Here is a 17,569-nt window from a genome sequence, read left to right as displayed (position 1 = left end):
AGAAGAAGCGAGCTCTTAGTTGTTCGTAAATTTGTCGTTTTTGTTCGTTCTGTTTTAAGCTGTTTTGTTTGTTATATATTTCCATTTACAAGAGGATAAAAGAGGCTTGAGCTTCTCAAACCGCATTGCAGCGAATAATCGTTTCGTCCATACTTTTTTACATGGATAAGCAAATCTCGCCTCAATCGCTTTTCTCAGATTAATTAAAACGGTTTGCATCATTCAAATCAATTAAAGATGTTTTTGTAACAGCAAAAATATCCATTTCGGCTTTCGACAATTTTCTCGAAAAATTGGCTTTTAGACTGTCATTTCTTAATTTTTCATTTTATGATCATAACGGAAAGTATTGCAACGGAAAAACATCACAAAAAGCTAAAAAAGAGGCCGATTCCTCCACCGCCTTCGCTATACACGAGAGGCGGCGGTCATATCGGCAATAAAATAAGATGAAAGGTATTTATTCTATGTCACGATTAATAATTTTAGGCGGATCCAGGTTTTTAATAACGGGCTCTCTAGACTTTATATCTGCATACGTATTGATAATTTCCGGATCATAAATAATTTGCAGCCTAGAAGGCTTGCCTATTTGGTTTTGTGCACCTTCAAAATAATCGTTATTCGTAATTTTTTGCGCCCCACTAAAATTTTGATTGCTGGCCCGTCCTCTTATCGCATTTAAAACAATGCGCCTCGCTGATATTCCTCCTTCTATTCGAATATTTGACCCCACTCCAAACATTTCTAATGCTTGTTCTGAATAGAAAAACCCTTTAATATTACTAGGTTCATCCTGGTTAACGCTATTATTTCTAATGTTTATATTTCCTTTTGCAAAAATAATTAACGAACCGTTTTGGCCTAATCCATTGATGCGCGAATATTCAATCGTCACATCTCCCATTACGTACATAATTGAATTAAATTCCGCATCAGCCCCTTTAATCGTCAGATCACCGTTCACAAATATGGGGCCGTCCACCCGAATTTTGTCATAATTATTTGGGTTGTACGAATCAGACCCGTTGCCAATTGTTAAATCTTTCTCTATATAGGCCCCCTCCTTAAAGGTGGTCTGTCTGAATTGATTATTTGAATTGCGAATTGTTAATGAACCTGCAGTGGCAAAGCTTTTAAAAAGATTATTCCCAGTAAATGTGTAATCTCCATCGTATTTCTGATTACACCATAAAAAACATTCATCATGACTCGCATAAACTTTGTCATTAGGCCGATTTTGGTTTGAGATTATTCTATTATTAGCTTTTATGATCGTTACACCGGGAGAATTATGTTTATAATAAAAAACCGATTTTTGTGCAGGAATTTGAATGTCATCACGGATCGGCTGCCTTTTTACAATAACCGGGGCTTGCCGATTGTAAAAAGCATCATCAATACGATCTGTTAGCTTTGTATAAGAACTTCCAAAATTAGAAGTTGTAATATGTTGTCCATATGGAGGGGTATGATTAAAGGTAAAAATATTTCCGCCAAGTATTAAGTTTGCGTTTGCTTTTCCTTGTGTTGGTAAAATGCTCGGGTAAACGGACGCAATCCATTTCTCACCACTTAAAAATGCATATCCGCGGTTCGTTATGATTAAATTCCCGTCTACCTTCATATCCCCTGTGATTGAAACCCCGCCGTGCAAAAACATATTTCCTTCACCAGGTATACAGGCATTTGGAGTTTTACATAATTTGTTGGCACCGAGCGCATAATGTAATGTCTCCAAAACAGATTGTGCACCAATTTCAACTTCTGAAATAACCGTTTTTTCCTTGCCATCAACAAATCCTCTGCTTAAAAAGGTTATCTTCTTCTTTAGCGGGTTTTCTTCACCATTTTCTATTACATTTTCTATATTTCGTATATATACTCGATATTCACCAGTTGCGCCAGTATTGTGAACACTATTTATCACGTCTTTATAGCGATTTAAAATCGTATTTAATTTCGTTATAAACTCGCTGCGGGTGATTCCTTCTTCTCCTAGTTCATTTTTCAAATCGCTTTGAATCTGATTCGTAATATGTTCAATTCCTTTATTGGCTAATTCACGAGCTTGAACATAATCCTCGCTTGTTTGATTTCTTTTCACTCCAGATAAAGCAACTGTCAAAACGGAAACAGACAAGACTGTAAATAGTAAAAAGATCAACATGGTTAAGATCAAGGAGTATCCTTTCTCATTCATTAAGATTTTCATTATTTTGCACTCCTTTTCGATCATTAATAATGCTCACAATACTTTTGAGTTTCATTGTTTGCTGTGTTTTAGCAGATTGTAAAACTAACAAAATTTCAAACACATCTTCTCGTTCAGTTTCTATCAATTTTGATTCGCGAGAAAGCACGATATTTCCGTTTGTTAACGACAATTCTTTGTTATTAATCACTACACGTGAATGTTCATGATCAAAACCAATTTTGCTGCCGTCATTTTTGATCAAAAAGTAATTCCCGCTTGGATCCGGCAATTTCCGCTCCTTAATCTCACTAACCTTTAACACAAACAGCTCATCAATTAAATGGGCGAGTATATAATCTGCTTCATCGCGCAATGCTGCTTCTTCCATAGCACGGTCATATGTTTTTAATCCGCTAAAAAGAACAGAGTAAGCGATCAGTCCGATAACAGAACCCAATAAAACCACTGAAAGAACTTCTACTAACGTAATTCCTTTACTAGAGGATATGATTTTTTTACTCATAGCTCACATACCCTTCAACCTTTGAAGTAATGGGTGTTTTTGAATTTTGTAAATTCACTTCAACAAGTACATTCATTAATCGAATCGCTTTTTCATTAGCAGTTTGACTGACCGTTACTTGAACTGCATACGTTTTATTATTTATAAGTGGAGAAAACAAAAGTTCACATTCATCGGGATCTGGACGGTTCGAGCAGCTGTCAGAAGTATAAACTTGCGGCTGATTAAAGCGATCATTATCTGGTTCATCAATATAAGAAAAAGGATTCATCTTAATTCTTTCCATTGTTGATTTCGCCAGATGAATTGCCACTAATTGATCATTGTTTACTACAGTTGTTTTATTTGTAAAAACAAAAAGATTAAGAAATGCCAAAATAATGATGGAAAGAATGACGAGAGAAATTAGTATCTCCACAAGTGTAAACCCGTCCATTTTCTTCACAATCTTCATTTTCATAGAATATTCACCCATTTTTTTAAATATTAAGTAATAGTCGCAATGGCTGTAGTGAATTGGAACTATATCCTCTGAAATTGGACTTTTTAACTAAAAAACCATTGTCTTAAACGAATCATAATAATAGAATGTAAGTATATGGAACATTTTTACTAAATCCGTAAAAATTTTTCTCTCCAAAATTTGCTATGATTATACAAAAATACATTATTTATTACTTTTATTTTACTTCAAAATAAAGCCTTTTAGACTAAAAGAAAACAATATTTTTACTATTTATTCAAATTTTTACATTTTATTGTGGATGAATTGCTGTAATTTTGCTATTATTATACAAAATATTTCATCTTCGTTGCTTTCATTTTACTCCAAAATAGGTCTTTTTAACTAAATAAAGCTGTATTTTTTACCTATTTTGTAAAATTTTATATTTTTACTGGCTGAATTAGACAAATCAATTGTACTTCTTCTTTTACTCATACGATAAAGAAACAAGCTCTAAGGAACTGGAGCCTTGCGCAATCAACCGCGCTTCTAAAAGATCCCGAATATTGGCATTGAAATGAAAAGTCAACCTTAGTAATATATATTTATTTGCCGGTTTCAGTCTTCTAAGCTTGATCAGACAAATGATACATAGAAAGGCAGGTTCTTTATGAGCAGGATGAAAAGGTTAATGGCTTTGTTTTTTTCTTTCATAATCGCTATATCAGCTGCGACCATTAGTTTCGGAACTCCCCATATCGCAAACGCTGCCTTTACAATTCCTGATGGTTCTACAGTCGGAGGAATTGATGTCGGTGGAATGACTGTTGATGAAGCTAAAGACATTTTATCAGATAAGATCAATGAGTGGAAAAATCAAAGTGATATGACGATTGAATCACCCACGGAAATATTAACCATTCCATCTGAAGATATTCAGTATGACCTGAATCAAACGATGGATCAATTGCTCGAAAAAACAAAAACACCGTGGTATGCCTTCTTTATTAAAAAAAAATCAGTTGATCTGCCGTTGGTTGTAAAAGTGAATATAACGGATGAAGAACTTTCAGAATGGCCGAACCATATTGATAAAGTCAAAACGATAAACAACGTTGAAACAACGGCCTCTTATTTAGGAGAACATAACATTCAAGCGGTTTTAACAGAAGCAAACGAACAAAATGATGTAATTGCTGAAGCAAGCTGGAATATTCCGAAAGACTATATCTTTTTAGATGAGTTAGTAGAAGAATTAAATGGAAAAAAGATAACACCTGGAAATTCATTTTCGTTTTTGCAGCAAGTGGCAAATGAGGTGAGTTATTTTAGGGAGGATGATGGAAATTTCGTCGTTTCTATGCTGTATTCTTTGCTCCTGCAAACAAATGTAGAGATTATTGAGCGCCATTCGCAGCGAGTGATTCCGGTCTATTCAAAAGCAGGGATTGAAGCAAAAGTCAGTCAAACAGATGATAAAGATTTCGTCGTTTCAAATCCTGGACCTTATATATACACAATTCAAGCTGAAAAAAACGGGTCAAAATTGAAAATGGCGATCTTGTCCGCACCTCAAAAAACAAAATATCAATACAAAATTGAAAATAAAGAAGATATTCATTATCGCACCATTTATCGTTATAAAAAGGATTTACAGCCATGCTGCAAGCGCGTTATACAAAACGGTGTAAATGGTCAGCGAGTGGAAGTATACCGAGTGTCAGTAGCCGAAAACGGCGCGGAGCTTTCCCGTGAGTTGATTAGCACTGATTTTTACTTGCCTGTACCTGAAATCATTTTATTAGCATTACCTTCTTCTGAAAATCAAAATAATAATGCGAATAGCGAAAATGACCAAACAAATACGAATAATAGCCAAGCGGATCCTAGTAATGCAAATCCTGATCATTCAACAAATACGGACCAAACGAAGCAAAAGGATATAAATACGGACAATGGTACCGACGGGACTGAAAGCATGGGGCAAGACCGTTTTCAAGACGAAGAGGAATTTGAAAAGCAATTAATGGAGGAAAGTGTGGAGGAAGAGCCGGAATATGTGAAATAAGGGCAACGCCCGTTAGCGGAAAAAATCTGAATGAATTCGATAAAGCCAGCATCTTTGGAGGTGAACGGAAATTGTCCAGAAAACGTTTAGGAGACTTGCTTTTAGAAGCTGGGCTCATTACAAATGAACAATTAAACCAAACATTAAAAAATAAGTTACCGGATGAAAAATTAGGGGATGCCCTGCTGAGAGAAGGCTTTATTACCGAGCAGCAGCTGATTGAAGTATTGGAATTCCAATTAGGAATACCGCATATCAATATTTATCAATATCCAATTGATCAAGATGTTCTTCAATTAATTCCAAAAGAGCTGGCAAAAAGGCATTATGTGATGCCAATCCGAAAAGATAAAAATAAACTTTTTGTTGCAATGGCGGATCCGATGGACTATTTCGCTATAGAAGAATTGAGAATGGCAACAGGATGCCATATTGAACCCGCTATTGCGACAAAAGATGAATTATATCGAACGATCACAAAATATTATGATCTTCAAGAATCGATGGAAGAGATCATGAGTGATCTTTCACCAAAGGATTCAATGGATGAAGCAAAAGTAACGGATGAAGATTCTCCTGTTGTTCGTCTTGTCAACCAAATCATTGCCAACGGTCTTGCCCAGCGTGCCAGTGATATCCACTTTGACCCGCAAGAAACGGACGTAAAGGTCCGCTACCGGGTCGACGGCATTTTACGTTTAGAGCGGTCACTGCCAAAACATATGCAAAATGTCATCATTGCCCGGATTAAAATTATGGCAAACTTAAATATTACAGAAAATAGATTGCCGCAGGACGGCCGAATTAAAACAACGATTAATTTTAAACCGGTGGATATTCGTGTCGCCACGCTGCCGACAATTTTTGGCGAAAAAGTCGTGATGCGGATTCTTGATTTAAGCAATGTATTAAACAGTGTGGAAAAAATCGGTTTTACAGATGAAAATTTGGAAAAATTTATTACTATGCTAAATCAGCCAAATGGAATAATATTAATCACTGGACCTACAGGATCCGGGAAGTCGTCGACATTGTATGCTGCTTTAAATCAGTTAAATTCAGAGGATATAAATATCATCACGGTTGAAGATCCTGTCGAATACCAGATCGAAGGAGTCAATCAAATTCAAGTAAATGAAGATATCGGCCTGACATTCGCCAATGGGCTTCGCTCGATCTTACGCCAGGATCCGGATATTATTATGATCGGCGAAATTCGTGATACAGAAACAGCACAAATTGCCATTCGGGCGTCACTTACAGGTCATTTAGTATTAAGTACTCTACATACGAATAGTGCAGTTGCTGCTTTAACGAGATTAATCGATATGGGTATTGAACCGTATCTCATATCGTCTTCAATCATTGGCATTGTAGCCCAGCGTTTAGTTCGACGAGTGTGCCGGGATTGCCGCGAAATCGTCCGCCCGACTGAAAGAGAAAAAGAAATTTTTGCGAATAGAGGCCTTGAAATCGAGACGGTTGCAAAAGGCAAAGGCTGTCCAAGCTGCAACATGACCGGCTACCGCGGGCGCCTAGCCATTCAAGAGGTATTGCCGATCGATGCGGAGATTCGTGAACTCATCATGAATAATACGTCAACTTCTTATTTGCAAAATTTTGTGCGGGAAAAAGGATTAAAATTTTTAATCGATGACGGTTTGCTGAAAGTAAAAGAAGGATTAACGACAACAGAAGAAATTTTACGCGTCGCTGTCCTCGAGTAGGAGGTGGGCTTCATGTCATACAATATATCAGATTTACTTAAAAAAGCTTTTACGGATCATGCTTCAGACCTCCATTTAATTGTCGACTCTCCTCCGGTTTTTCGCATAAACGGCGAGCTAAAGCCTTACGGAGACCATTCATTGTCTAAAAACGACACGGAAAGAATGGCGAAAGAGCTTATTCCGGAGATGATGTGGGATACGTTCGAGCAGCAGGGCGAGCTTGATTTTAACTATGAATTAGAGGGAATTTCACGGTTTCGATTAAACGCTTTTCGCCAACGCAATCATATAAGTGTCGCGATCCGAATTATACCGACGAAGATCCCAACGATCGCAGAGCTTAAATTACCTTCCATTGTCGAGAAATTGATGGAAAAGCCCCAAGGGTTAATTCTCGTCACGGGACCAACCGGTTCAGGTAAGTCAACGACATTGGCAGCGATGATCGATTATATTAATCGAAACTATTCCAAACATATTATTACATTAGAAGATCCAATAGAATATATTCATTCCCATAAGCGATCCATTATCAATCAGCGGGAAATTGGTTCAGATACGAAAAGCTTTGCAAACGGACTGCGCGCATCTTTAAGGCAAGACCCGGATATTATTTTAGTGGGGGAAATGCGGGATCTTGAGACGATATCGACAGCTATTACTGCTGCTGAAACAGGTCATTTAGTGCTGGCCACATTGCACACAAGCAGTGCAGCCCAGACGATCGACCGGATCATAGATGTGTTCCCGCCCCATCAGCAAAGGCAAATCCGCCTCCAAGTAGCAAACGTTTTGCAAGGAATCATATCACAGCGCCTTTTTCCGCTAAAGGACGGATCCGGGAGAACGGTTGCGACGGAGATTTTAATTAATAATCCTTCCATTGCAAACTTGATTCGCAATGAAAAAATTCATCAAATCCACAATGTTTTGCAAACGAATAGAGCTCAAGGAATGCATACATTGGAAATGTCCGTTCAAAGCTTATTAAGTTCAGGAAAAATTTCTTACGAAAGCGCCATGCCATATATCAATAAAGGTGATGAAAATGGCTATCTATAAATATGTCGGTCGTACGAAAACAGGACAGCTAAAGAAAGGTACGATTGATGCACTAAATAAAACAAATGCGATAGCAAAATTAAGAGAACAAGGAATAAGCCCCCGTGAGATCAATGAAGCAAAAGGCTTGATCTATAAGGAAGTATCGATTGGCAGACCTGTGAAAAACCAACATTTTGTCATTTATTGCCGGCAATTTGCAACACTGATCCGTGCAGGAGTTTCTATTGTAGATTCAACGAATATTTTATCAAAGCAGACGGAAAGCAAAGCATTGGCCAAAGTATTGGCTGAGATTGAAACGGAATTGCGGACAGGAAATGCTTTTTCAGATGCGGTGAGCAAATATCCGAAAATTTTTCCGGCCATTTTTGTCAATATGGTTCGCGCCGGGGAAGCCAGCGGGAGTTTGGACGAAACATTGGACAGGCTGGCGGCTTATTTTGAAAAGCAATACGATTTGAAGAAAAAAATTCAATCAACCCTTGCTTATCCAATCACATTAATCATTATCATCATTGCAGTTGTTGTGTTTCTGATGCTAACGATTGTGCCTAAATTCACCGAAATTTTTGCCCAATTTGACAGTGAACTGCCTGCCATTACGAAATTCGTAGTTGGCGCAAGCCATGTAGTTCAAAACTTTTGGTGGATTGTACTTCTTGTCTTATTAGCAGCGATTCTTGCTTTCAGCTTGTTAATGAAGAGCAATAAAACCTTTTATTACGCTGTCCATGTTATTTTGTTAAAAATGCCCGTTTTCGGCAAATTGCTGCAAAAATCAGCTATTGCAAGAATGACGCGGACATTATCATCCCTTTTTTCTAGTTCAGTGCCGATTTTACAAGCTTTAACTATTGTCGAGCGGGTTGTCAACAATCCAGTCATTGGAAAAGTCGTGTTGGACGCACGTGATAGTTTAGAAAAAGGAGACCGCTTATCCGAACCGTTTAGAAAAAGCTGGGTAATCCCGCCGCTCGTCACCCATATGACGGCGATCGGCGAAGAGACTGGTTCATTAGATTTCATGTTAACCAAAATAGCTGATTTCTATGAAGCGGAAGTTGACCGCAGCGTTGAAATTTTGAAATCGCTGATCGAACCAATTATGATCGTCATTTTAGCCTTTGTCATTGGGACAATTGTTCTTGCCATTATGATTCCTATGTTTAGCATTTATCAGCAAATGTAAATAGATGACGAAGCTTGCAGCATTTTCGTATATAAAGCACCTAAAAGAAACGTATTGTACTAGATTCCAAAAAATCCCTTTAGGAGGTGGTCAAGAAATCGAGTTAATAAAGTTTGCGGGAACATGACAAGCGCTTGCCGTTTTGCTTTATGAAAGTAAATTTAGGAAAACTAAAAACAAAGGAGGAATATGAAATGAGAAAACATGTAAAACTTCTCAAAAAAGAAAAAGGGATGACATTAATTGAGCTATTGGCTGTTATTATCATCATTGCAATCATACTAGCTATTGCAATCCCGATTATCGCAAATGTCATTGGCCAGTCTAGAGACCGGGCTACTGTATCAGAGGCATTAAATATTATTTCAGCTGCAAAACTAAAACATGCACAAGAAGGTGGTAATGATCTGCCTTATACTGCCGATGAACTCGCAAGGTATATTGATATTGATACAGATGATGATGATGATTTTGAAGTTTCATATAACGGCACTACTTGGTCAATTACTGATCATCCTGCAAATAGTATAAATGGTGTTGGTAATCCTGCTACTGAAGGACGATTACGAGCTTTCTTAAATGAAGATGATTAAAGAATCCTTTTCGTTTTAACTTGGAACATGTAAACATAATAATTTGCCTGAATACTTTCTATCAAAAGCTGAAGTATTTCTCTTTTCCAAAATATTTGGTCACAGGAGGGTTCGCCTATGCTCACTTTTCTTTCGGCTAAAAAAACAATCAACTTAGTCATCGATGATTACGCGCTTCGGATGGTGGATCATTCCGGCGGCGATTTAACAAATATTAAACATTTCAAAGAAAAGTCTATACCGAACGGCCTGCTAGAGCATGGGCGAATTCTTGATGAGATGGAGTTTTATCATTTTATGAAGGAAACCGTCAAAGAGTGGGGAATCAAAAGGCGGAATGTCCAGTTTTATGCGCCTGATTCCCTTGTCATTATGAGAAAGGTAAAGTTTCCTGCTCATTTAAAAGATAAAGAAATCAACGGCCACTTTATTATGGAATTAGGACATACACTTTATCTTCCATTTGACAATCCAATCTTCGATGTATCACCATTGCCTGGAAAGGCTGATACACAAGAACGGGAAGGGCTTCTTTTTGCCGTTCCAGAAGATGAAATGAGAAAATATACGGAAATTTTGATTGATGCAGGACTGAAGCCAGTAGCTGCTGATATTCGTTCAATTGGCGTATATCGGTATTTCCAATATACATATATGACAAAAAACACAGATGAAGCATATTTATTTTTTGAGTTGAATTTAAACTCAATCATGATCAGTATTTTTTCGGAGAACCAGCCTGAATTTTTAAGATTTCAAGATTTAGATATTCAAATGAAGGATTGGACAAGCTACCAATACGATGATGATCTGCTCACCTGGACGTATAATGGAGACGAAGCGCAATTTTTAGGTTTAATTGATGATCAAATAATGGAATTGGAGCGGATTATGAATTTTTACCGCTACTCCATTCATAAAGGTCAGAAAGCTGTATCGAAAATTATGCTGTTAGGAGATTTTCCAAACCTAGATTTGATTAGAAAAAAAATAGAAGATCAATTTCAAATTCCCGTTACGATTTTAGATGCTTACCTTTCTCCTGAAAAAATGGATAAAGTTCCTCGTCATTTTATACCTGCTTTAGGGCTTGCCTTGAAAGGGGGAAGTTAAGTGATCCCTGAAATAAATTTATTGCCGAAATCCGAAAGACAAAGTTCGACGGTTTTGATTATTTTTATCTCTTTTCTTGTTATTTGGCTAATCTGTTTATCGATCATTGTTTATCAATATATTCATACGAAAAATGAGAAAGAACTGGCCGATACGAGAATTGAAAATTTAAAAATGGATAAGGAAATTTTAGAAACTCAAGTAGAAAATCAAAAAAATGGACAATCAGGCAGCTTAGAAGAAGCGGTCGCTAAAGCAGAGGAATTGACCGCACCTACCTCACATCTCATTGAAGAATTGCTGGAATTGCTGCCAAATCATAGCTATTTAAGCCATTATGAATATGAAAATAAACAATTGTCGATCCAAACCCAATTCGAATCATTGGATGTTGCCGCATCTTATGTTTCAAAGCTTGTCTCTTCCCCTCTTTTTACAAATGTAAGGATCAAAGAAATTAAAACCTTCACATTTGAAGAAGCTTCAGAGGAACAAGTGGATGAAGAAATGTTCAAGGAGATTCCGAGATATGATGTGAATATTATTCTTGAGACTCATTCTTCGGCGTTAGAGGACGAAAACGGGGGTGAAGAAGATGAGTGATTTCCTCCAAGAAAGGAAAATCTTTTTTTATTGTTTAATCGTTTTACTGTTTTTGCTTATTGGCGTTGTGTATATGTATACGGTAAAGCCTTTGAAAGACGATGTTGCGCTTGCACAGTTAGATGCCAATCAGCTTGAAGTGGAAATGAAGCAATTGGAAGCACAATTGAATAAAAGTAAAACGGATAAGGAAGAAAATACTGCTCAATTAGAGAAAAAAATGCCGTTAAGCCGCAATATGGACCAGCTGCTGCTTGATTTACAGGAAGCGGAATACGTCAGCGGCAGCCAAATCCAGAACATTTCCTTTAAAGATGAGCAAACGCTGTCTGAATCGGAATTATTATCGGAAAACAATAAAACAGATACGAACAATACGAACGAAAATAAGGAGCAAAATGAATCAACCGAAATGGAGTCTGCAACTAATCAATCTGAAAATGAAAGTGCAGATGCTCCGTCTAATCAAAGCGAAAACCAATCAGCTTCGAACGAATCGACAGAGAAAGAAAAATATAAAAACGTAAAACTAATTACCTTTAATCTGTCGGTTGTTTCACCAGATTTCAAGCATTTTTTACAATTCCTACAAGAAATAGAAAAATTGGAGCGAATCACCCGAGTGGACGTCCTTTCATTCACGAAACCGGGGGAAAAGGAGCTTTTAGAGGACGAAACGAATCAAACCATTACAATGGAAATTCAATTAACTACTTTTTATTTTGATTCAGCAGATAAAAGTCATTCATCAGAAACAAATAAGGAATCGCAAAATGGTAAAAACAGCCCTAAATACTAATGTACGAGGAGTTTGGCAATGGTTTTCGTTTACCTTTTTTTCTTTGCTATCGGAATCATTTTCGGGTCTTTTTTTAATGTTGTCGGTCTTCGCATCCCGAAAAAACGCTCAATCGTTCAGCCGAGGTCGCACTGCCCGCATTGTGGCCATTTCTTATCCTGGTATGAATTAATACCCATCTTTTCATATGTGCTTCAGAAAGGAAAATGCCGCAGCTGCCGTGTTCCGATTTCGGCTATTTACCCAGTGATGGAGCTGTTTACAGGTTTACTATTTGTTTTTAGTTTCTACAAAATTGGATTTAACGAGGAGCTTTTAGTAGCACTACCCTTTGTTTCACTCCTGATCATTATTACGGTGAGTGATTTATCTTACAAATTGATTCCGAATCGAATTTTAATCTTTTTCTTCGTTCTATTTGTTCTCCTGCGGACCTGGATTCCGCTTCATCCTTGGTATGATTCGATAATTGGAATGACTGTCGGTTTTATCCTTCTTTATATCATTGCCATTGTAAGCAATGGCGGAATGGGAGGCGGAGATATTAAACTATTTGCTGTTTTAGGATATGCTTTAGGTCTTAAAGGAGTTTTATTAGCTTTTTTCCTGTCTACCTTAATTGGTGCATTATTTGGTCTATTTGGCATCATCACGAAACAATTAAGCCGTAAATCGGCAATACCATTCGGACCTTTCATCAGTATTGGAGCCGTGCTTTCATATTTTTATGAAACGGAAATTTTCCATTGGTATATTCAGTTAATCATATAATGGACAAAAGAGAACAGGTCTGACTTTTCTTTTCTTTTGATATGAAGCAAAAGTATTTTTAACAGCTAGCCTAGCGAGCTAAACGGCCTTTTCAAAATCTTTACAATGGTGATAATGCCATCCATAACAACGATAAATGTTAATTAATCGGTTACACGCTCTCTTTTCTTGTTGAATATATAAACACTCAAAGCTTGCAGAAGGAATATATACGCTAAATATATGGCAATGGAAAATACTATGTTATATCCCTTATCAATTCCCGAAGACGGCAAATGGAAATAAGAAGAAATATCTAAATGATTGAATATAACGTAATCAAAAACAGCAAATTTACGCAGAAATGCAAAAACCGCAATTTTGGCAATCTCCACAACAAAAAGCATGGAAAAAATAAAAATATACTTTTTGAATAGAACAGCCAAAAACATAGATCATGTTACATAAAAAATTGCGGTATAGGACTTCGCAATAAGTAATAACAATGCATGATAAAAAATATCATGATGAAATCCATAAAGTATGATAACGATTATGCTAGTCGATAATACAATGATTCCGTTGCAAATAAATACGAACAAATAAGAAGCGTATATTTTATGTAAAATCATTTTACGGGTGCTTTTATTTTTTTCAAAAACTCCATCTTTCATGATTGAAGCAGCAGAGCAAAAAATATAATATAGCAAGGCAATGAGGGCAATGATATCGACAGAGAAGCTTTGGAAAATCAATGACTCCGATTCTTCCGATAAAGCATCCTGTACAGACTTCATATTCTCATTGCTAAGTATGAAATATTGCAGTCCGCATCCTATCATGATTGCAGCAAGTATAACATAAATTGGTTTGTGACGAGAAAAATACATTTTTATTTCATTAACCATTTTCATATCCTCTCATATATTTTGCCAAGTTCCTCTGGAAAACAGGCAATGATGATGCGAACGACTTTTATAGTGAATTGAAATTAATGAATAAAACTAGAGCATTTATTACGATTAAAAACATACACAATAATAGCGCCTTTTTGGAATCGATGATATTTTTTTTAACAATGATGAATATATATATTACGTTTACAATAATCGTTATGAAAATTTTTGCGTATATATTCGTTGAAATATTGTAAACATACTCTTGATGAATAAAGTTTGTGATAATGATCGTAATGGAAAATGGCAAATATCCAATCATTAAATAAAAAAAGCTTGAAAATATGGATGGATATTTCTGCGGTTTAAATAATAGTATGATAAATCGATAGATAAAAGCTTGAAAGAAAAGAAAAACAATCGAAAAGATCATTATGACAAAATTTAGGAATACAAACATGATTTCTTTCGTTTTAAAAATGTTCTTTTCATAGATTACACTGCCTTGATTCATGATCATGTATTGACTGATAAATTGTATGGATAATAAATACCAAAGCGTAAACAGTATTAATAATATTTTTTCATTTGCTTTTAATTTAACCATTTATGTCCCCCCAGAAATTCAAAAGCATAATATTCCACTATGGCTGCAACAAAGTAAACAGCTATCATTGTCAGCAATAACATACAAACAGCCTTGACATTTTCTTTGTTTATTTCTTTTTTTAACACAGTTTTATAAAAATCTTTCATTCTTTTCGAAGCGATGATACATATGATCCATCCTACTATTTCTATCGGCGCATGGAAAATTAAAGTCATGAAAGTTTTATATACGCCAAAGAGCTCTATGCCAAAATATATGTTTAACCCTAAAAAAAATGAATTATATAAAATAATCGGATAAGATATGAAACTTGTTAGCAGAACTAACATAATGCCGATTGAGGCGTTATTGAAAAAAATATCAATAAAATTTAGATCGAGAGCTTCCCTTTTTAAATCGACTTCTAATAATGCGCCAAAGAAGAATCCTGCCAATAAAAAACCAAATATAAGCAGAGGAATTTTCATGAACTCTTCCCTTTTTATGACGAACTGACGATTCATTTATACTGCTCCTGTTCTAAACCTAAATACTGAAATATATTTTTTTTATAACTTTGAGTATTTACGTTTGTAATCTGCTTAATCGTTTTGCTATCTTCCATCACAATGCACTGCTTAGTGTACCTTTCGATATCATGAAAATTATGGGTAGTGATGATAATTGTGAAGTTAAACTTATTTTTTCTGAGCAGCTCTTTAAAATTCATTTCAGATTTATAATCTAAACCGTTAAATGGCTCATCAAATATTAAAATATCTGCATTGGACATAAATCCCATTAATATAATCAATTTTTGCTTTTGCCCTAAAGAAAGACCCTTTAACTTGTTCGGTAAAAATTCTTTAATATTCAATACTTCAAATTCGTTTAATAGTTCTTCAAGCTCTTCTTTATTTTTATTATGAATTCGTGAATGTAACTCGAGAAACTCTTGTGCTGTCAACTCATCAAAAACTAAATATTCAATATCCAAGTAAACGATTTTCTTATTACGATTTAGGCTCCTAACAGAAGCATTTTCCGTTTTGATTATATTCGACAATATTTGCACGGTTGTAGTTTTGCCCACGCCATTAGGCCCGACAATGGCTGTCACTTTATTTTCAGGTATTGAAAAAGATATATGATCTAAAATTTTTTTCTCCCCTATGCTATACGTTAAATTTTTAATTTCTAACATTTATTTTTTACCTCACTTATGTAATTCGTCAAAAAAGCTCTTCCTCCAATAATGCGCCAATATTGACACACAAAATAGTATGACGGAAACAAGCAGCAACATCGTTGTAGCTAAGCTGGAGCTCTTTATGCTGCTACTGTTTACAAGAATGCTAATAATGGCACTGGGAACAAACGCTATTAATAATACGTTGGATAAACCTTTTTTTGTGTGTATAAACAAATTAGGCAATTCACTTTTCTTCAATATTTTTCTCGTGATTAAAATGATTAGTTCATCTGCCTTAATGTCTAATATGTATACAAGCATCAGCAGGAAAGCATAAATATATTGCTGATTTAAAATGAGATAACAGAGGTGAAATAGTAAAACGGGCAATAATAAGAAGAAATTATTTAAGTTAATATTCATCATAAACTCAGATTGAATTTTTTTGTCTAAAGACTTTAAATAAAACAAATAATAACCATAAGTTTCCATAGTTAAAAAATCAATAAATTTGATTTTTACAAAAAGAGATGAAATTAAATAGGATATGATTATCAGTGATTCTTCGATATTGCTGATGAAAACAAACAAGCTGGATGTGATCTGTATCAAAGTCAAAAATATGAAGGGTATAAAAAATAGTTTGAAATAATGGATTAATTGTTTTTCCTGGAAAATTCGTGTAGTAGCTTTAATATATCTTAATAAAAAATAGTTAGATATTAACAGAATTAATAGAAAAGCCACCCATAAAAATAATAAAACCTCGATTTTATTGCTTGCACTCACGAAGCTAAAACCTGCTTTTTGCGATACTTCTTGAATGATTTGATAACTTAACAATATTACAAACATGAGACGAGCCATTTTTAAAATATTTAATATGTATTGAAATTCTGATATTTTAGCAAACAAAGAAAGATAAATGATGATACAGCTTAAAATAAATAAGATCAAAAAAAGTTGTTTATCTAAAAATGTATAATATATAAACTGTATCAGTATCCATGTATAAACGTTTTTAAAATTAGCAGTGATTACATAAAAAATAGACGGTATTAATCCATAAACTTTTTTAAATCCTTTTGGAACTTCAAATCTTAACAAATTTATAATGATAAATAATTCCATTAAATATTTTGCGATTAAAATTTCCCATTTATAGTCATTTAATATACGATGAATATGTACATTTTGAGAAGGGTCTAGTAAAAGAATAATCCCTAATAATAAAATATTTGACGCTGCATAAAAGTATATATAATATTTCGCCAGATACTTAAATTCAGGTAAAATTTTTTCAAATTTTTCATACAAATTGCTTTGATATGCTCTTAAAGCATTGATTGCAATAAGAAAAAAAATTCTTACATATGACATAGTCTGCACCTCATCAATAAAACCATAAAACGAAATTTAGAAACAATGTTCATTACGCGATGTTTATCTATTTTCTTAAATTTTTCCTAAAAAATAATGAAGCTGCTGAGCCATTGTGTAGCTGACCTCATATTTAAACTCTCCACTTTCTCTTCATCTGATCAATTAAATAATATTACCAAATATACCATTAATCAACCATATTTAGCGATTTATTAGAAATTCTCCCATTTTTTATGTTTCGATCGATATCGATAGTTTTATTTGCCCCCATCGCTATACACTTTTCGGATCATACTAACGGCTTCAAAGCACTATGTTAAGCAACACAAATAATTGCTTGACAACTGTTTCGAATATGTTAGCAGCTATTGATAATTTTTCGCATCCATACGTCCATGTCCATTTTTCATGGGCAATAAAAAAACCTTAGGAAT

At 35.1% G+C, this 17,569-nt stretch carries 17 protein-coding genes; 9 read left to right on the top strand and 8 right to left on the bottom strand.

From position 1 onward, the window contains the following. Positions 1 to 460: 460 nt before the first annotated feature. Genes RI196_RS00590 through RI196_RS00580 form a run of 3 tightly spaced genes read right to left on the bottom strand, consistent with a single transcriptional unit; the run spans position 461 to position 3,180 of the window. On the bottom strand, positions 461 to 2,215 hold the full coding sequence (locus RI196_RS00590; protein ID WP_311066732.1) for a hypothetical protein: 1,755 nt from the start codon (positions 2,213 to 2,215) through the stop codon (positions 461 to 463). Beyond that, the gene (locus RI196_RS00585) at positions 2,196 to 2,720 is read right to left on the bottom strand and encodes a hypothetical protein (RefSeq protein ID WP_066247892.1); all 525 of its coding nucleotides are present in this window, start codon (positions 2,718 to 2,720) and stop codon (positions 2,196 to 2,198) included. The genes RI196_RS00590 and RI196_RS00585 overlap by 20 nt, the downstream gene beginning before the upstream one ends. Beyond that, on the bottom strand, positions 2,713 to 3,180 hold the full coding sequence (locus RI196_RS00580) for a type IV pilus modification PilV family protein (RefSeq protein WP_157727882.1): 468 nt from the start codon (positions 3,178 to 3,180) through the stop codon (positions 2,713 to 2,715). Before RI196_RS00580 ends, RI196_RS00585 begins: the two co-directional genes overlap by 8 nt. A gap of 676 nt (positions 3,181 to 3,856) precedes the next feature. Here RI196_RS00580 and RI196_RS00575 point away from each other — a divergent pair. The 9 genes from RI196_RS00575 (at position 3,857) to RI196_RS00535 (ending at position 13,096) form a co-directional block, all read left to right on the top strand. Then, on the top strand, positions 3,857 to 5,233 hold the full coding sequence (locus RI196_RS00575; RefSeq protein ID WP_311066730.1) for a G5 domain-containing protein: 1,377 nt from the start codon (positions 3,857 to 3,859) through the stop codon (positions 5,231 to 5,233). Between the two features lie 71 nt (positions 5,234 to 5,304). Further along, on the top strand, positions 5,305 to 6,960 hold the full coding sequence (locus tag RI196_RS00570) for a GspE/PulE family protein (RefSeq protein WP_311066729.1): 1,656 nt from the start codon (positions 5,305 to 5,307) through the stop codon (positions 6,958 to 6,960). A gap of 12 nt (positions 6,961 to 6,972) precedes the next feature. Next, the gene (locus tag RI196_RS00565; RefSeq protein ID WP_311066728.1) at positions 6,973 to 8,025 is read left to right on the top strand and encodes a type IV pilus twitching motility protein PilT; all 1,053 of its coding nucleotides are present in this window, start codon (positions 6,973 to 6,975) and stop codon (positions 8,023 to 8,025) included. Further along, positions 8,012 to 9,217 (top strand): type II secretion system F family protein, encoded by a 1,206-nt coding sequence (locus RI196_RS00560; RefSeq protein ID WP_066247885.1) that lies wholly within the window; start codon positions 8,012 to 8,014, stop codon positions 9,215 to 9,217. The genes RI196_RS00565 and RI196_RS00560 overlap by 14 nt, the downstream gene beginning before the upstream one ends. Positions 9,218 to 9,411: 194 nt before the next feature. Continuing rightward, the gene (locus tag RI196_RS00555; RefSeq protein WP_311066727.1) at positions 9,412 to 9,810 is read left to right on the top strand and encodes a prepilin-type N-terminal cleavage/methylation domain-containing protein; all 399 of its coding nucleotides are present in this window, start codon (positions 9,412 to 9,414) and stop codon (positions 9,808 to 9,810) included. A 117-nt stretch (positions 9,811 to 9,927) separates the two neighbouring features. Continuing rightward, positions 9,928 to 10,923 (top strand): type IV pilus biogenesis protein PilM, encoded by a 996-nt coding sequence (gene pilM, locus RI196_RS00550; protein ID WP_311066726.1) that lies wholly within the window; start codon positions 9,928 to 9,930, stop codon positions 10,921 to 10,923. Further along, positions 10,924 to 11,526 carry a PilN domain-containing protein gene (locus RI196_RS00545; protein WP_311066725.1) on the top strand — a complete coding sequence of 201 codons (603 nt, stop codon included), beginning with the start codon at positions 10,924 to 10,926 and terminating at the stop codon, positions 11,524 to 11,526. Continuing rightward, the gene (locus RI196_RS00540; protein ID WP_311066724.1) at positions 11,519 to 12,325 is read left to right on the top strand and encodes a hypothetical protein; all 807 of its coding nucleotides are present in this window, start codon (positions 11,519 to 11,521) and stop codon (positions 12,323 to 12,325) included. The genes RI196_RS00545 and RI196_RS00540 overlap by 8 nt, the downstream gene beginning before the upstream one ends. Positions 12,326 to 12,343: 18 nt before the next feature. After that, positions 12,344 to 13,096: a prepilin peptidase gene (locus RI196_RS00535; protein ID WP_311066723.1), complete on the top strand. Its 753-nt coding sequence runs from the start codon at positions 12,344 to 12,346 to the stop codon at positions 13,094 to 13,096. 434 nt (positions 13,097 to 13,530) lie between these two features. Here RI196_RS00535 and RI196_RS00530 read toward each other — a convergent pair whose 3' ends face one another. The 5 genes from RI196_RS00530 to RI196_RS00510 form a co-directional block, all read right to left on the bottom strand. Beyond that, the gene (locus tag RI196_RS00530) at positions 13,531 to 13,983 is read right to left on the bottom strand and encodes a hypothetical protein (RefSeq protein ID WP_063387113.1); all 453 of its coding nucleotides are present in this window, start codon (positions 13,981 to 13,983) and stop codon (positions 13,531 to 13,533) included. Positions 13,984 to 14,050: 67 nt separating this feature from the next. Then, complete coding sequence (locus tag RI196_RS00525) at positions 14,051 to 14,578, bottom strand: hypothetical protein (RefSeq protein ID WP_063387112.1); 528 nt, start codon at positions 14,576 to 14,578, stop codon at positions 14,051 to 14,053. Beyond that, a complete protein-coding gene (locus RI196_RS00520; RefSeq protein ID WP_311066722.1) occupies positions 14,566 to 15,048 on the bottom strand; it encodes a stage II sporulation protein M in 483 nt (160 codons plus the stop codon). Before RI196_RS00520 ends, RI196_RS00525 begins: the two co-directional genes overlap by 13 nt. 32 nt (positions 15,049 to 15,080) lie before the next feature. After that, positions 15,081 to 15,764 (bottom strand): ATP-binding cassette domain-containing protein, encoded by a 684-nt coding sequence (locus tag RI196_RS00515; protein ID WP_311066721.1) that lies wholly within the window; start codon positions 15,762 to 15,764, stop codon positions 15,081 to 15,083. A 12-nt stretch (positions 15,765 to 15,776) separates the two neighbouring features. After that, positions 15,777 to 17,132, bottom strand: coding sequence for a hypothetical protein (locus RI196_RS00510; protein ID WP_311066720.1), 1,356 nt, complete (start codon positions 17,130 to 17,132; stop codon positions 15,777 to 15,779). Positions 17,133 to 17,569 lie beyond the last annotated feature (437 nt).

It is taken from the genome of Aeribacillus composti, from assembly GCF_031760945.1.
In the GTDB taxonomy this organism is placed as follows: Bacteria; Bacillota; Bacilli; order Bacillales; family Aeribacillaceae; genus Aeribacillus; species Aeribacillus composti.
The sequence above is the reverse complement of the archived record's forward strand: the minus strand, read 5'-3'. Positions and strand labels throughout refer to the sequence as shown.

Excerpts from the sequence above, each read along its gene's own strand:
- RI196_RS00580 (WP_157727882.1), bottom strand. The coding sequence starts at position 3,180 with ATGAAAATGAAGATTGTGAAGAAAATGGACGGGTTTACACTTGTGGAG.
- RI196_RS00515 (WP_311066721.1), bottom strand. The coding sequence starts at position 15,764 with ATGTTAGAAATTAAAAATTTAACGTATAGCATAGGGGAGAAAAAAATT.
- RI196_RS00560 (WP_066247885.1), top strand. The coding sequence starts at position 8,012 with ATGGCTATCTATAAATATGTCGGTCGTACGAAAACAGGACAGCTAAAG.
- RI196_RS00520 (WP_311066722.1), bottom strand. The coding sequence starts at position 15,048 with ATGAAAATTCCTCTGCTTATATTTGGTTTTTTATTGGCAGGATTCTTC.
- RI196_RS00535 (WP_311066723.1), top strand. The coding sequence starts at position 12,344 with ATGGTTTTCGTTTACCTTTTTTTCTTTGCTATCGGAATCATTTTCGGG.
- RI196_RS00565 (WP_311066728.1), top strand. The coding sequence starts at position 6,973 with ATGTCATACAATATATCAGATTTACTTAAAAAAGCTTTTACGGATCAT.
- RI196_RS00510 (WP_311066720.1), bottom strand. The coding sequence starts at position 17,132 with ATGTCATATGTAAGAATTTTTTTTCTTATTGCAATCAATGCTTTAAGA.
- RI196_RS00525 (WP_063387112.1), bottom strand. The coding sequence starts at position 14,578 with ATGGTTAAATTAAAAGCAAATGAAAAAATATTATTAATACTGTTTACG.
- RI196_RS00530 (WP_063387113.1), bottom strand. The coding sequence starts at position 13,983 with ATGGTTAATGAAATAAAAATGTATTTTTCTCGTCACAAACCAATTTAT.
- pilM (WP_311066726.1), top strand. The coding sequence starts at position 9,928 with ATGCTCACTTTTCTTTCGGCTAAAAAAACAATCAACTTAGTCATCGAT.
- RI196_RS00590 (WP_311066732.1), bottom strand. The coding sequence starts at position 2,215 with ATGAAAATCTTAATGAATGAGAAAGGATACTCCTTGATCTTAACCATG.
- RI196_RS00585 (WP_066247892.1), bottom strand. The coding sequence starts at position 2,720 with ATGAGTAAAAAAATCATATCCTCTAGTAAAGGAATTACGTTAGTAGAA.
- RI196_RS00575 (WP_311066730.1), top strand. The coding sequence starts at position 3,857 with ATGGCTTTGTTTTTTTCTTTCATAATCGCTATATCAGCTGCGACCATT.
- RI196_RS00540 (WP_311066724.1), top strand. The coding sequence starts at position 11,519 with ATGAGTGATTTCCTCCAAGAAAGGAAAATCTTTTTTTATTGTTTAATC.
- RI196_RS00555 (WP_311066727.1), top strand. The coding sequence starts at position 9,412 with ATGAGAAAACATGTAAAACTTCTCAAAAAAGAAAAAGGGATGACATTA.